Annotated in this window: 13 protein-coding genes; 2 read left to right on the top strand and 11 right to left on the bottom strand. The window is 68.7% G+C overall.

Annotated features, from left to right (window positions below; translation table 11 throughout):
- Positions 1-68 precede the first annotated feature (68 nt).
- A complete protein-coding gene (locus LQ772_RS11170) occupies positions 69-1,538 on the top strand; it encodes a sensor histidine kinase (RefSeq protein ID WP_231320873.1) in 1,470 nt (489 codons plus the stop codon).
- Between the two features lie 70 nt (positions 1,539-1,608).
- Here the strand turns inward: LQ772_RS11170 and LQ772_RS11175 are convergent, their stop codons facing one another.
- The 4 genes from LQ772_RS11175 to LQ772_RS11190 all read right to left on the bottom strand — a co-directional run bounded on the left by LQ772_RS11175 (position 1,609) and on the right by LQ772_RS11190 (position 5,958).
- Positions 1,609-2,517 (bottom strand): hypothetical protein, encoded by a 909-nt coding sequence (locus LQ772_RS11175; protein WP_231320875.1) that lies wholly within the window; start codon positions 2,515-2,517, stop codon positions 1,609-1,611.
- The gene (locus tag LQ772_RS11180; RefSeq protein WP_231320877.1) at positions 2,517-4,736 is read right to left on the bottom strand and encodes a M1 family metallopeptidase; all 2,220 of its coding nucleotides are present in this window, start codon (positions 4,734-4,736) and stop codon (positions 2,517-2,519) included. Before LQ772_RS11180 ends, LQ772_RS11175 begins: the two co-directional genes overlap by 1 nt.
- Before the next feature lie 350 nt (positions 4,737-5,086).
- Entirely contained in the window at positions 5,087-5,413 is a 327-nt protein-coding gene (locus tag LQ772_RS11185) for a non-heme iron oxygenase ferredoxin subunit (RefSeq protein WP_231320878.1), read from the bottom strand.
- On the bottom strand, positions 5,410-5,958 hold the full coding sequence (locus tag LQ772_RS11190; protein WP_231320880.1) for a GNAT family N-acetyltransferase: 549 nt from the start codon (positions 5,956-5,958) through the stop codon (positions 5,410-5,412). Before LQ772_RS11190 ends, LQ772_RS11185 begins: the two co-directional genes overlap by 4 nt.
- 112 nt (positions 5,959-6,070) lie before the next feature.
- Between LQ772_RS11190 and LQ772_RS11195 the strand changes: the two genes are divergently transcribed.
- The gene (locus LQ772_RS11195) at positions 6,071-7,387 is read left to right on the top strand and encodes a PQQ-dependent sugar dehydrogenase (RefSeq protein ID WP_425600788.1); all 1,317 of its coding nucleotides are present in this window, start codon (positions 6,071-6,073) and stop codon (positions 7,385-7,387) included.
- A gap of 67 nt (positions 7,388-7,454) precedes the next feature.
- Here the strand turns inward: LQ772_RS11195 and LQ772_RS11200 are convergent, their stop codons facing one another.
- From LQ772_RS11200 to LQ772_RS11230, 7 genes are all read right to left on the bottom strand, one after another.
- Complete coding sequence (locus tag LQ772_RS11200; RefSeq protein WP_231320882.1) at positions 7,455-8,708, bottom strand: cysteine desulfurase; 1,254 nt, start codon at positions 8,706-8,708, stop codon at positions 7,455-7,457.
- A 139-nt stretch (positions 8,709-8,847) separates the two neighbouring features.
- Positions 8,848-10,152, bottom strand: coding sequence for a Fe-S cluster assembly protein SufD (sufD, locus tag LQ772_RS11205; RefSeq protein WP_231320884.1), 1,305 nt, complete (start codon positions 10,150-10,152; stop codon positions 8,848-8,850).
- Entirely contained in the window at positions 10,149-10,916 is a 768-nt protein-coding gene (gene sufC, locus LQ772_RS11210) for a Fe-S cluster assembly ATPase SufC (protein ID WP_231320886.1), read from the bottom strand. Before sufC ends, sufD begins: the two co-directional genes overlap by 4 nt.
- An 11-nt stretch (positions 10,917-10,927) precedes the next feature.
- A complete protein-coding gene (locus tag LQ772_RS11215; RefSeq protein ID WP_231320888.1) occupies positions 10,928-11,347 on the bottom strand; it encodes an ACT domain-containing protein in 420 nt (139 codons plus the stop codon).
- Positions 11,344-12,780 carry a Fe-S cluster assembly protein SufB gene (gene sufB, locus LQ772_RS11220; RefSeq protein ID WP_231326025.1) on the bottom strand — a complete coding sequence of 479 codons (1,437 nt, stop codon included), beginning with the start codon at positions 12,778-12,780 and terminating at the stop codon, positions 11,344-11,346. Before sufB ends, LQ772_RS11215 begins: the two co-directional genes overlap by 4 nt.
- A 23-nt stretch (positions 12,781-12,803) precedes the next feature.
- Positions 12,804-13,259, bottom strand: coding sequence for an SUF system Fe-S cluster assembly regulator (locus LQ772_RS11225; RefSeq protein WP_231320890.1), 456 nt, complete (start codon positions 13,257-13,259; stop codon positions 12,804-12,806).
- A gap of 91 nt (positions 13,260-13,350) precedes the next feature.
- Positions 13,351-14,625 (bottom strand): nucleotide sugar dehydrogenase, encoded by a 1,275-nt coding sequence (locus LQ772_RS11230; protein ID WP_231320891.1) that lies wholly within the window; start codon positions 14,623-14,625, stop codon positions 13,351-13,353.
- Between the last annotated feature and the right edge of the window lie 40 nt (positions 14,626-14,665).

Raw genomic sequence — 14,665 nt, forward strand, 5'->3', positions numbered from 1 at the left:
GGCGACGACATCGCCCACATCGATGTGCCCGCAGTCGAGAAAAACAAGACCAACAAGCATGGCGGCCCATGGACGACGAACGGATGCAAGCCGAACCGAAGATGGCCCAGCGTGTGCGCGCCTACGACTGGGGCGCCACCGCCATGGGTTCGATGGACACCTGGCCACAGCCGCTGCGCACCGTGGTCGACATCGTCCTGTCGTCCAACCTGCCGATGGTGATGGCATGGGGGCCGGACGCGCAGCTGATCTACAACGACGCCTACGCGGTGTTCGCCGGCGGGCGCCACCCGTACCTGCTCGGCCTGAACCTGTTGGCCGCCTGGCCTGAGGTCGCCGAGTTCAACCAGCACGTGCTCGAGGTGACGCTCGCGGGCCAGCCGCTTTCCTACACCGATCAACCGCTGGTGCTGTTCCGCCATGGCCACGCCGAAGACGTCTGGATGGACCTGGACTACACCCCGGTGCGCGATGCCGATGGTGTACCGCGTGGCTTCCTCGCCACCGTGGTCGAGACCACCGCGCGCGTGAAAGCCGAGCGTGCCTACCATCGCGCCCGCGAACAGGTCGAGCTGGCGCTCAATGCGGGTGCGGCGATTGGCACCTGGCTGTGGGACATCCCCGGCAATCGCGTCGTGGTCGATTGCCGCCTGGCCCGCGCCTTCTCGCTGGACCCGGTGGAGGGCGCAGCAGGCCTGCCCCTCGAAACCTTTCTCGAACGCATCCATCCGCAGGACCTGCCGGAGGTGGAGGTGCGCATCCAGGAAAGCATCGATCACGGCGTGCCATACCGTTGCCAATACCGCATCCGCCAGCCCGACGAAAGCTACCTCTGGGTGGAGGCATCCGGGCGCTGCGAGTTCGACGAAGACGGCAAGCCCACCTGTTTCCCCGGACTGATGGTCGATGTGCAGGAGCGCAAGCTGGCCGAACAGCAGCAGCGCACGATGATCAACGAGCTCAACCATCGCGTGAAGAACACCCTGGCGATCGTGCAGTCGCTGGCCGCGCAATCGTTCAACGGCGCCCCGTCGGTGGAGAGCGCGGCGGAGGTGTTCAACGCCCGCCTGATCTCGCTCTCGCATGCGCACGACGTGCTCACCCGCGAGCACTGGCGCAGCGCGCTGCTGAGCGACCTGGTCGAGCAGATGGCGCATTCCCACAATTTCCGGGGCAGCGAGCGCTTCGACATCGAGGGGCCGCGCGTGCGGTTGTCGCCGCAGAATGCGTTGTCCTTCGCCATGGCGTTGCACGAGCTGGCCACCAACGCGATCAAGTACGGCGCGCTGGGCGATCGGGGCGGCGGCGTGCGCATCCATTGGCGCGTCGGCGAAGCCAACGGCCGGCGCATCCTGCATCTGGACTGGATCGAGCACGGCGGGCCGCCGGTGCATCCGCCGGCCCGCAAGGGGTTTGGCACGCGCCTGGTCGAACGCAGTCTCAATCCCGCGCGCAACGGCGCGGTCAGCATCGACTATCGCGAAAGCGGCCTGGCCTGCCACATGGCGGTGCCGCTGCCGGAAGTGGACGACGAGTAGGTCCGGGCGCGGCGGCGACCGGCCAAAAAAAAACGCGGCCCCGCTCGGGGCCGCGCTTCCAGCCACAGGGCTACAGGGCGGGCGCGAACCCGCCACGCCGGGGCGCCAGCGAACGCCCCACCGCGGCCAGCGCGAACAATCGCGCGATGCGCATCCAGCCCACCGCGAGCACCGCCAGTTCGGCGAACAGCAGCGCCAGCAGGAAGCCGCCCAGGCCCACCGCCGGGGTATGCACGCGGCCCACGCCACAAGCCAGCGCAATCGCCGAGCCGATGGCGCCGATCAGCAGATAGCTCAGCAGCGTGCCCAGCGGCCGGCGCAAGAGCTGCATGAAGCCACGCCCCAGCGCGCGGGTCGCCGAACGCAGGCCCGGGTCGACGATGAACGCCGCGCGGGCCGACTCGACCACGGCATGGGCCAGCACGAACAGCACCCCAAGGACCCACAGTGCGGTGTGCGCATAGCGGTCGGCGGTACTCTGCAGCACCGCGTGCTCGCCTGACTTGTGCGCGGCGCCGATCGCCATCGCGCCCAGGCCGATGGCGACCGCGTAGGGCAGCAGCGACCACAGCATCAGGCGGAACATGCGCCCGTACTCGATCACGCCGGACTGCAACAGCTGGCCGAAGCCCAGCGCGCGACCGGCGCGGCCGGTGGCCACCGTCATGCCGGTCAGGAACGGGCCCAGCAGCAGCGCGAACACGGTCGCCAACAGCAGCGAGCCGTGCAGTGCGGCGCCGCTGTCGCCCAGCTTGCCGATCACGTCGCCGAAGGCCAGCCCGTCGAAGCGCTGCGCCCAGTCGGCGGCGTGCACGGAGCGGTCGAGCAGGTCGGCCAGCGTCCGCCATGCCGGCAGCGCGGCTACCGCGGTGGGCAGCAGCAGGAACAGCAGCCACAGCAACAACAGGCGCCACTGCAGCGCCGCCACGGGCGCGAGCATCACGGCGCCCACATCGGTACGTCGGGTCGAGGTCATCATCACAGCGACACCAGCAAGGAGTAGAAGGCCTGCACCAGGGCAGCGAAATCGGCGCTCCAGCGACGCGAGGCGGCGCCATCGGACTCGACCGTGCGACTGTCGTTCAACTTGTTCGCGTCGAGGTAGATCTTCCGCTCGGGATCGAGTTCGGCCGAAACGACCTTGCCAGGACCGGTGAACTCGAAGCGTCCCCAGCGCCGGTCGTCATTCCAGCGCAGGTCCTGGTGGCTTCCGTCGGCGAACGTCACGCGCAGGGTCTGCGGGACCGGTGCACCCTCGCGCACCACGCTCACCGTGCTGTGCCAGGGGAACGGCCCGGTGCCGGCCTTGGCGTTCGGATGGGCCTTCTTCCAGTCCTCGCGCTGCTTGTCGATCCGCTTGTCCAGCGCAGCGCTGTCCCCATCGGTACGCTTGCCATTGGCGATCGTGCTGCCGGCCGGCGGCAGCACTTCCTCGCTGTCGATGTTGGCCACGCGGTCGTCGATGTGCGCGGTGCCGTAGACGTACTGGTCGAACACCTCGTTGACGTTCTTCGCGTCACCCGACACGTCGATCAGCGTTGCGCGCAGGTCGGCGGCAGACGGGTGACGGAAGTGCCAGCGCCGGTAGTACTCGCGGAAGGCGCGCTCGGTGACGTCCTTGCCCAGGCGCTCTTCCAGGTCGTGCATCGCCGTGGCGGTGCGCGAGTAGACGGTGCCGTAGCTGCCGCTGGAGAGCCGGTCCCAGGCGTTTTCCCCGAGGGGGTCATAGGGCTGCTTGAGACCCGCCGCCGCCCGTTCCATCGCGAAACCGCTGATCGAGGGCGCGAAGCCCAGCCGCCTGAGGCCTTCGGTGGTGATGTCGATGGCCTGGCCCCGCGCGCGCAGCATGCGCTGGTCCCAGTACTCATTGAGACCCTCGTCGAGCATCGGCTCCTCGAATTCGTTCGAGGCGAGCAGGCCGTAGAAATAGCCGTGGCCGAACTCGTGGATGGTCACGAAGTCGATCGCATACTGGGTGGCGGTGCCGGGCGTGACCTCGTCATAGCCTTCGGCGGTGAAGAAGGTCGGGTACTCCATGCCGCCGGCTTCGCCCGCGTTGTACGGCGGCACCACCGCGGTGAGCGTGCGGTAGGGATAAGCACCGAGCGTGTCGGAGAAATACGTCAGCGAATCGGTGCTCGCCTTGAGCACCGGCTGCGCGCTGGCGGCGTACTCGGGCGGATAGAGCACGCGCACGGCGACCTTCGGGCTGCCCGGTCCCTGCCAGCTGCCGTCGAGCACCTTGTAGCCCTTGGCCGCGACCCAGGCGAAGTCGTGCACGTCGCCCTGCACGTAGTGGTAGGTGGTCTTGCCGTTGGCGACGACCGGCGCGCCCTGCTGCTCGCCCACCGCGCCGACGGTGTAGTCGCTGGGCACGGTCATGGTGACGTCGAAGCGGCCGAAATCGGCGTAGAACTCGCTGTTGAAGTGGAACTCGTGGACGTTCCAGCGCACCTGCGTCGCGCCGCGCTCGCCCGGCAGCTCCAGCACGCCGATCTTGGGGAACCACTGCGCGACCAGGTTGAAGTCGCCCCACCAGCCGGTGCGCTCGACCACGCGCGGCAGCTGGCTCAGGAAGTCGATGTCCAGCGTCAGGGTGCCGCCGGCTGGCACGGGCTGCGCCAGGTCGATGCGCGCGACCGTCTGGTCGGTCTTGGGGCCGCCGTCCGGGTGCACGAACGTCCACTTGAGCGCGCTGCCGTTCTGGGCGACCTGCTTGAGGTCGATCCAGCCCCATTGGCCCTTCTCCAGCTTGGCCGCGCCACGCGAACCGCTGTGCGCAGTGAGCACCTCGCGCTCGGTGAAGAAGGTGCTGCCCTCGCTCTGGAAGGCGTTGAGGTACAGGTGTACGTAGATGCTACGTATTTCGCGGTCGCTGCGGTTGCGCCAGGTCAGCTGTTCCTTGCCGCTCACCGCGTGCCTGGCGGCGTCGAGGGACGCATCGATGCGGTAGTCCACCACCCGATCGGACAGCGTCGGTTCGTTGCCGGTGCGCGGACCGCCCCAGGCGTCCGGCGCGCTGGGCACGTGCGGCGCGGAGGCGTTGGCCGGCGCGAAGGTGATCGGCGTGGGCGGCGCCGCCACGCTCGTCGCGGGCGTGGGCGCCGCGGGCTGGGCCTGTGCATGCAACAGCGCCGGCATGGCGGTGGCGCTGCACAGTGCAAGCGCGCCCAGCCACCCGGTAAAGGTCGGTTTCATCTGACGATCCCCCTGTCCTGGCAGGCCCCCGGCCCGCCGCAATCCAAGACGCTGGCGGCCATCCCCAAAGCGCCGCCGCAGGCGCGCAGCGTGCGGCATCCGCTCGTGAGGGCACATAGGCCAAAGGTCATGGACGCGGGTGTCCTTGTCCCTCGGAGAAGGGTTCCCGTGGTGCGTCCAGACGGCGGGCCTCTTCTCCCCTCCGGAGGGGTTGAGGGTCGTGGTTGCGGGCAGCTGGCTCCGCGCGAGGGTTTCGCTTCAACGCTTCCTGTCCGGCTCTCCGCCCTGGCGAGCCCAACCCTTACGCTGCGCTCCTCCCGGCTCTGGAGAGGGTCAGACCGTGTGACACTTCAGCGGTCGTCGCGGGTCCAGACGGCGCCTTCATCCTCGCGTACCGGAAAGCTGGCGATCGGCTCGTAGGCCGGCGGACGCGTGACGGCGCCGGTACGCACATCGAAGCGCGCGCCGTGGCGAGGGCACTCGACCTCGAAGCCGAATACTTCGCCGCCGGCGAGATCGCCGCCGTCGTGGGTGCACACGTCCTCGATCGCGTAAAGCTGGCCATCGATGTTGTAGACCGCGATCGGCGTGTCGCCGTCGAACACCACGGTGAATTCGCCGGGCAGCAAACCGCCCTGCCCGCACACGCGCACCCAGCCCTGCGCTGCCAGGCTCATACGGCGACCCCCGCCAGTTCCTTCACCAGCAGCTCGAAACGCAGGTCGTCGCGGCGCGGGATGCCGAAGCGCTCCTGGCCGTAAGGGAACGGCTTGTAGCTGCCGGTGCGCCGATAGCCCCGGCGTTCGTACCAGGCGATCAACTCCTCGCGCTGCACGATCACCGTCATCTCCATCAGGCGACAACCCCAGTCCTCCCGTGCGAGGCGCTCGGCCTCGCCCAGCAACTGCTTGCCCAGGCCGCCGGCCTGCCGCGCGGGATCGACCGCGAACATGCCGAAGTACGCGGCCTCGCCCTTGCGCTCCAGATGGCAGCTGGCGAGCAGACGATCGTCGCGCTCCAGCAGCAGGATGCAACTGTCGGGGCGGGACATCGCGTCGGCGACATCGGCCGCGTCGGTGCGCTGGCCGTCGAGCAGGTCCGATTCGGTAGTCCAGCCGCGCCGGCCCGAATCGCCCCGATAAGCCGATTCGACCAGCGCGACGATGGCGGGGATATCGGCTTCGGTGGCCGCGCGAAAGGTGAATGTGGATAGCGTGGTCATGCGCCCATGATAACGACGGGCGTACCGCGGTCGATGACCTGGGACAGGCCGGCGGTTCACGCAGGCTTGCTGCCGCAACCGTTCCACTGGCCACTTCCGTGGAGGCGTTCCCGTGTCGCTCATCCGCCGCACGCTGTGGCTTCTTCCCTGCCTGCTGGCGCTGACCGCCTGCGGTGTACGTGCGCGCCTGCCGGTGACGGCTGGCATCGGTTCCGATCCTGCGCTGCCGCCGCCCAACCCTTCGCTGATACCGACGGTGAACATCGCCCCGGCCAGGGGCTGGCCGCCCAACGCCAGCCCCGTCGCCGCACCCGGATTGGCAGTGCAGGCATTCGCGAGCAACCTCGATCACCCGCGCTGGCTCTACGTGCTCCCCGACGGCGATGTGCTGGTGGCCGAGACCAATGCGCCCCAACGACCGGAGGACGCCCGCGGATTGAAGGGCTGGTTCATGCGGCGGGTGCAGAAACGCGCGGGCGCCGGCGTGCCCAGCGCCGACCGCATCACGTTGCTGCGCGACGCCGACGGCGATGGCGCGGCCGAAACCCGCAGCGTGCTGCTCGATCATTTGCACTCGCCCTTCGGCATGGTGCTGGTCGGCGACGCGCTGTACGTGGCCGACACCGACGCGCTGCTGCGCTTTCCCTACCGCGACGGCGAAACGCACATCCAGGCGAGCGGCACCAAGATCGCCGACCTGCCCGCCGGACCGATCAACCACCACTGGACCAAGAACGTGGTCGCCAGCCCCGGCGGCAAGCGGCTGTACGTCAGCGTCGGCTCGAACAGCAACGTCGGCGAGAACGGCCTGGCGGTGGAACGGGACCGCGCGCGCATCCTGGAAATCGATCCGGCCACCGGCGCCACGCATGCGTACGCCACCGGCTTGCGCAACCCGGTCGGCATGGCCTGGCAGCCGCAGAGCGGCGCGCTGTGGGTCGCCGTCAACGAACGCGACGAACTGGGCAGCGACCTGGTGCCCGACTACATGACCGCCGTGCGCGAGGGCGCCTTCTACGGCTGGCCGTACAGCTACTACGGCGCGCACGTGGACGAGCGCGTCAAGCCGCAGGATCCGGCGCTGGTCGCCCGCGCCGTCGTGCCCGACTACGCACTGGGCCCGCACACCGCGTCGCTGGGCCTGGCGTTCTACGACGCCGGGTTGATGCCGCAGTATCGCAACGGCGCCTTCGTCGGCCAGCACGGCTCGTGGAACCGCAAGCCGCTGAGCGGGTACCGGGTGATCTTCGTGCCGTTTGCGGACGGCAAACCCATCGGTCCGCCGCAGGACGTGCTGACCGGCTTCGTCGACGGGCATGGCCACGCGCGTGGACGCCCGGTCGGGGTGGCGGTGGCGCGCGACGGCGCGCTGCTGGTCGCCGACGATGTGGGCAATACGATATGGCGGGTGGCGCCGACCAACCCGTAGGGTGGGCTTCAGCCCATGGGCTCCGACGACCGCGGCGGGCTGGAGCCCACCCTGCGACGGCCGAGGATCACATCAGCAGCTTGCGGACCTTCTCCAGCGCGGCCACGAACACGTCGACCTCTTCCATCGTGTTGTAGAACGCCAGCGACGCACGCAACGTCGCGGGCACGCCGAAGTGCTGCATCAGGGGATGCGCGCAGTGGTGGCCCGAGCGCACGGCCACGCCTTCCAGATCCAGCAGCGTCGCCAGGTCGGTCGACTGCGTGCCTTCGATGAGGAAGGAGATCACCGGCTCCTTTTCCGCTGCCTCGCCGAACAGCCGCGCCCCTGGCACCTCGCGCAGGCGCTCGGTGGCGTAGGCCAGCAGTTGCTGCTCCCACGCATGGATCGCCGCCAGGTCCAGCGTGCCGTAGTAGTCCACTGCCACGCCCAGGCCGACGAACCCGGCGATGTTGGGCGTGCCCGCCTCGAACTTGTGCGGCGGATCGGCGAAGGTGGTGCCGTCCACGCGTACCTGCCGGATCATGTCGCCGCCGCCGAAGAACGGCGGCATGGCGTCCAGGTGCGCCCGCTTCGCCCACAGCGCGCCGGTGCCGGTGGGGCCGAGCATCTTGTGTCCGGTGAAGGCGTAGAAATCGCAGCCGAGCGCCTGCACGTCGACCGGCCGATGCGGTACCGCCTGCGAGCCGTCCACCAGCAGCGGGATGCCGCGGCGCGCGCACTCGCGGGCGATCTCGCGCACCGGGTTCACGGTGCCGAGCACGTTGGACACGTGCGCCACGCAGGCGAGTTTCACCTCGGGGGTGAGCATCTCCAGATACCGCTCGACGTCCAGTTCGCCGCGCTCGTCGATGGGCGCGAACTTCACCGAAGCGCCGCTGCGCCCGGCGACCAGTTGCCACGGCACGATGTTGGCGTGGTGCTCCATCAAGGTGGTCAGGATCGTGTCGCCGGGCTTGAGCTGCGGCAATGCGTAGCTGTAGGCCACCAGGTTGATCGCCTGGGTGGTACCGGAGGTCAGCACCAGCTCATTGCGCGAGGGGGCGTTGATGAAGCGGGCCAGCTTGTCGCGCGCGCCTTCGTAGGCCAGCGTCGCTTCTTCGCCGAGCTGGTGCACGGCCCGCGAGACGTTGGCGTTGTGCATCCGGTAGTGCGCGTCCACCGCCTCGATCACCGCCGCGGGCTTCTGGCTGGTGTTGGCGTTGTCCAGGTAGACCAGCGGCTTGCCATGCACGCTGCGGGCGAGCAACGGGAAATCGGAGCGGATGCGCTCGATGTCGAGGGCAGGCGCCGGGTGTGCGTGGGCGGCGGTGGCGGACATCGGTGACTCGCTTTGTGAAGAAGGGATCACGAGGTTTTAGCCTGCCGGATGTGAAGAAAAGTTGGGTTGCCGAGCCCTGGTTTCCCGGCAGCCGCCCTCAGCCCAACCTCTCCCTCGAGGGGAGAGGCGGCAGATCGCGTCAGGCGGGCAGTCGGGACAGCAGCAACTGGTCGATATGCTGGCGCAGGGGCTCGTGCGGCAGCGACTCGAACGGCGCCCGGGCGAAGGCGGTCGTCAACAACGTGCGCGCCTGAGCGCCGGGAATACCGCGCGAGCGCAGGTAGAACAGCGCGCGCTCGTCCAGCTGGCCGACGGTTGCGCCGTGCGCGGCCTTCACCTCGTCGGCGTAGATCTCCAGTTCCGGCTTGGTGTCGATCTCGGCCTGCGCCGACAGCAACAGGTTCTTGTTGCCCAGCGAGGCGTCCGCGCCGTCGGCCCCGGCCGCCACCAGGATCGCACCACGGAACACGCCGCGCCCACGGCCACTGGCCACGCCGCGCCAGGTCGAGGAGGAGACGGTATCGCGCGCGCGGTGGTGGATCGCCAGCTGGGTGTCCATGTGCTGGCGGCCATCGGGCAGGAAGGCGCCATGGGTATGGAAAGCGGCCGCGTCGCCCACCAATTCGGCCCACAGGTCGTGCCGCGCCAGCGCGCCACCGAGTTCCAGCACGTGCAGGTGCGCTTGCGCGCGCGCATCCAGCCGGTAATGGCTGCGGCGCACGAGGCTGCTGCCGGTGCCCGCCTGCTGAAGCACCGCATGGTGCAAAGTCGCGTCGGCGCGCAGGGTGAAGCCGGCGAGCTGCGTGCCCAGGTGTGCCTGTTCGCCGGCATCGAGGTACTGCTCGATCAGCGTGAGTTCGGCGCCCTCACCCAGCTCGACGAGGTTGCGTACGTGCCAGGAAACGTCCCGGTCCGCCGCGGCGCCGACGAACAGCAGGCGCAGCGGCGCGGCGACCCGGGTTCCGGCGGCCACGCGCAACACCGCGCCATCGTGGGCGAAGGCACTGTTGAGGCGCGCGAACGCGTCGCCCGGCTCGCGGAAGTGCCGCGAGAGGGCGAAGCGCAGCGGCTCCGCATCCTCGGCCAGCGCGCGCGACAGCGGCTGCATGCTCACCCCGGCCGGCAACGCGTCGAGCGCGGAAAGGTCCGCGCGGAAAGCGCCGTTGACGAACACCAGCACGGGTCCGTCGATGCCAGGCAGCGCCATCGCGGCCGGGTCGACCGGACGACTGGCCGCCTGCGCGTCGCCGGCGGCGAAGCTGCGCTGCGCCAGCGCGCGCAGCGCGGTGTATTTCCACGCTTCCACGCGCGTGTCCGGCAGGCCGGCATCCGCAAAGGACTCGAGGTTCTCGCGACGCGCCTGGTCCAGCCAGGCAATGCCGCTGGCCGGCAGCGGCGCGTCGGCCAGCGCGGCGACGAACGGCGTACGGGCCGGCTGGTTCATGCCGACGCCCCGGCCGGTTCGCCGTGCTCGGCGACCCAGGCGTAGCCGTGTTCTTCGAGCTTGAGCGCCAGGCTGCGGTCGCCGCTCTCGACGATGCGCCCGCCGGCCAGCACGTGCACGAAGTCCGGCACGATGTAGTCGAGCAATCGCTGGTAATGCGTCACCACGATGAAGGAGCGCTCCGGCGAGCGCAGCGCGTTGACGCCCTCGGCCACCTGCTTGAGTGCGTCGATGTCCAGGCCCGAGTCGGTCTCGTCCAGGATCGCGAGCTTCGGCTCCAGCAGCGCCATCTGGAAGATCTCGTTGCGCTTCTTCTCGCCACCGGAGAAACCTTCGTTCACGGCGCGGTTCAGCAGGTCCGGCGAGAGCTGCATGATCTTGAGCTTCTCGCGCACCAGCTTGAGGAACTGCATCGAGTCCAGCTCGGCTTCGCCGCGCGCCTTGCGCTGCGCGTTGAAGGCCGCGCGCAGGAAATAGGTGTTGTTCACGCCCGGGATCTCGACCGGATACTGGAACGCCAGGAACACGCCGGCGGCGGCGCGCTCCTCCGGCTCCAGCTCCAGCAGGTTGCGGCCCTCGAACAGCACCGTGCCTTCGGTGACCTCGTAGCCCTCGCGGCCGGACAGCACGTTGCCCAGCGTAGACTTGCCGGCGCCGTTGGGCCCCATGATGGCGTGCACCTCGCCCGGCTTCACTTCGAGCGAGAGGCCCTTGAGGATGTCCTTGCCCTCGACGCGGGCGTGCAGGTTGACGATCTTGAGCATGGTCGTGTCCATCAGGCAGAGAGGTGCGCGAGCGCGTCGAGCGCGTCCTCGCGACGGTTCCAGGGCACGAACACGTGGTCGTGCAGGAACGCAGAAACCGGGTTGCAGGAAATGTCGCGCGCGGCCAGCGCGGCGGACACGGCAGCCATCATGCCGACCGCGTCGAGGCTCGATTCCACGCCCAGCGTGATCTGCGCCCACAGCAACCGGTCGGCGACCAGCTCGGGGCCTTCCAGGTCGTGGTCGACGATCAGCGTGACGCCCTCATCCTCGCGGAACATCATCAGCGCCTCGTGCATGCGCCCGAACGCCTTGTCGTGCGACACGAACAGGAAGCGGCGCGGCATCGGATGCAGGCGTGGATTCAGTCCGGCGAGCAGGGCTCGCAGGTCGGTTCCGCCCGGGTGCGAGCTCGTGGCAGCGGTGTTCATCCGACCGCGCCTTCCAGCGAGACTTCCAGCAGCTTCTTGGCCTCGACCGCGAACTCCATCGGCAGCTCCCGGAAGACCTGCTTGCAGAACCCGTCGACGATCATCGATACGGCGTCTTCCTCGCCGATGCCGCGCGAACGGCAGTAGAAGAGCTGGTCGTCGGAAATCTTCGAGGTGGTCGCCTCGTGTTCGACGATCGCGGTGGGGTTCTTCACTTCCATGTAGGGGAAGGTGTGCGCGCCGCACTTCTTGCCGATCAACAGGGAGTCGCACTGGGTGTAGTTGCGCGCGCGCTCGGCGCCCTTCTCCACCTTGACCAGCCCGCGGTAGCTGTTGGAACTGCGTCCGGCGGAGATGCCCTTGGAGACGATCTTTGACTTCGTGTCGCGGCCGATGTGGATCATCTTGGTGCCGGTGTCGGCCTGCTGGAAATGGTGCGTCAGCGCCACCGAGTAGAACTCGCCGACGGAGCGGTCGCCGCGCAGCACCACGGACGGGTACTTCCACGTCACCGCCGAACCGGTCTCGACCTGCGTCCAGCTGATCTTGCTGTCCGCGCCGCGGCAGTCACCGCGCTTGGTCACGAAGTTGTAGATGCCGCCGACGCCGTTCTCGTCGCCGGGGTACCAGTTCTGCACGGTCGAGTACTTGATGGTGGCGCCTTCCAGCGCGACCAGCTCCACCACCGCGGCGTGCAGCTGGTTCTCGTCGCGCCGGGGTGCGGTGCAGCCTTCCAGGTAGGAAACGTGCGCGCGGTCCTCGCAGACGATCAGCGTGCGCTCGAACTGGCCGGTGTTCTGCGCGTTGATGCGGAAGTAGGTGGACAGCTCCATAGGGCAGCGCACGCCCTCGGGCACGAACACGAAGCTGCCATCGGAGAACACCGCCGAGTTGAGCGCGGCGAAGTAGTTGTCGCCCTGCGGCACCACGCTGCCCAGGTACTTCTGCATCAGCTCCGGATGCTCGCGGATCGCCTCGCTCATCGAGCAGAAGATCACGCCGGCCTCGGCGAGCTTCTTGCGGAACGTGGTGCCGACCGACACCGAGTCGAACACTGCATCGACCGCCACGCCGGCCAGCGCGGCGCGCTCGTGCAGCGGCACGCCCAGCTTCTCGTAGGTTTCCAGCAGCGCCGGGTCGACCTCGTCCAGCGACTTGGGGCCGGCCTTGGGTGCGGAGTAGTAGCTGATCGCCTGGTAGTCGATCGGGTCGATCTTGAGCTTGGCCCAGTCGGGCGTGGGCATGGTCTGCCAGTGGCGGAACGCGGCCAGGCGCCACTCGGTCATCCACTCCGGCTCGCGCTTGATCGCGGAGAGCTGGCGGATGGTGCCTTCGTCGAGCCCCGGCGGCAGGCTGTCGCTCTCGATCTCGGTGACGAAGCCGGCCGCGTAGTTGCGGCCTAGCGCTTCGGCGACCTCGGCGTTGTCGCGCAAGACGGTGTTGTCAGTGTTCTCGGTCACGCGTGGGTCCTGCCCTTCAGTTCGCTCAGCGCCACGGTGGCGACCGCCGGGCGCGGCGGTTGCAGCATGTCGGCCAGGCTGACCGCGCGCAGCGCGTTGTCCAGCACGCTGCTGATGCGCCGCCAGCTGCCGCGCACGCCGCACTGCGATTCGCGATCGCACTGCCCTTCGACGCTGCATTCGGTCATGCCGATCGGCCCCTCCATCGCCTCGACGATCTGCGCCAGGCTGATCTCGCGCGCCGGGCGCGACAGGCGATAGCCCCCGTTGACGCCGCGGAACGACTCGACCAGGCCGGCGTGACCGAGCGATTTCAGGAGCTTGCTCACGGTCGGCCCTTCCAGCCGCGTTTCATCGGCGATCTGCGCGGTGCTGAGCACGTCGTGCGGGTGGGCGGCGATGCAGGTCATCACCACCGCGGCGTAGTCGGTCAGGCGGCTGACGCGAAGCATGGGGGGAGCCTCGTCAAATCCAGACCAAAATGGTACGGATTACGCGGGTTGAGGTCAACCGCGTCGCTCGCAGGATGGGCTTCAGCGCGCCCTACAAGCGCCCGTCGACGGCTTCTTGCGGCAGAACGGACTTCACGTCGTAGATCACCGCGCCTGGCTTGCCCAGCGCGCGGATGCGTTCGGCGCCCATCTCCTGGAACTGCCGGTGCGCCACCGCCACGATGATCGCGTCGTAACCCTCGCCGGGCTGGTCCACCAGCCGCACGCGGTAGGCGCGCTCGGCCTCGGACGCATCCACCCAAGGGTCGTACACGTCCACCTTTGCGGCGGAGGACTCCAGTTCCCGCACGATGTCGATCACCCGCGTGTTGCGCAAGTCCGGGCAGTTCTCCTTGAAGGCGAAGCCCAGCACCAGTACGCGCGCGTCGACGATGTGCAGGCGCCGCTCGCTCATCAGGCGGATCACGCGGTCGGCCACGACGCTGCCCATGCGGCTGTTGATCCGCCGAGCGGCCAGGATCAGCTCCGGGTGGTAGCCGGTGACCTCGGCCTTGTGGGTAAGGTAGTACGGGTCCACGCCGATGCAGTGGCCGCCGACCAGGCCGGGCCGGAACGGCAGGAAGTTCCACTTGGTGCCGGCCGCGGTGAGCACTTCCTCGGTATCGATGCCCAGCCGGTGGAAGATCAGCGCCAGCTCGTTGACCAGCGCGATGTTGACGTCGCGCTGCACGTTCTCGATCACCTTGGCCGACTCCGCCACACGGATCGAGGACGTCTTGTGCGTGCCGGCGCGGATGATCGTGCGGTACAGCGCATCGACCCGCTCGGCCGCTTCCGGCGTGGAACCGGAAGTCAGCTTGACGATGTCGGTCACGCGCCGCGCGTGGTCGCCGGGGTTGATGCGCTCGGGGCTGTAGCCGCAGAAGAAGTCGACGTTGAAGGCCAGGCCCGAACCTTCCGCCAGCAGCGGCACGCAGACTTCCTCGGTGGTGCCCGGATAGACGGTCGACTCGAACACCACCAGGTCGCCGCGCTTGAGCTGCGGTCCGAGCATGCGGCAGGCCGCCTCCAGCGGCTTCAGATCCGGCCGCTGCGCCTCGTCGATCGGCGTGGGCACGGTGACGATGTAGACGTTGCAGCGCGCCAGGTCGCCCGCGCGGTCGGTGAACGACAACCGGGTGGCGGCGCGCAACTGTTCGGGCGAGGTCTCCAGCGTGTGGTCGCTGCCACCACGCAATTCGGCCACGCGCGCGGCATCGATGTCGTAGCCCAGCGTGTCGAAATGGCGCCCGAATTCCACCGCCAGCGGCAGGCCGACGTAACCCAGTCCGATGATGCCGATGTGCGCGGAGGTGTTCGGGTCCATGGTTCCTGGCGGGCAACGTGAAATGCGCTGAGCGTACAGG

The organism is Frateuria edaphi, from assembly GCF_021117405.1.
Taxonomy (GTDB): domain Bacteria; phylum Pseudomonadota; class Gammaproteobacteria; order Xanthomonadales; family Rhodanobacteraceae; genus Frateuria_A; species Frateuria_A edaphi.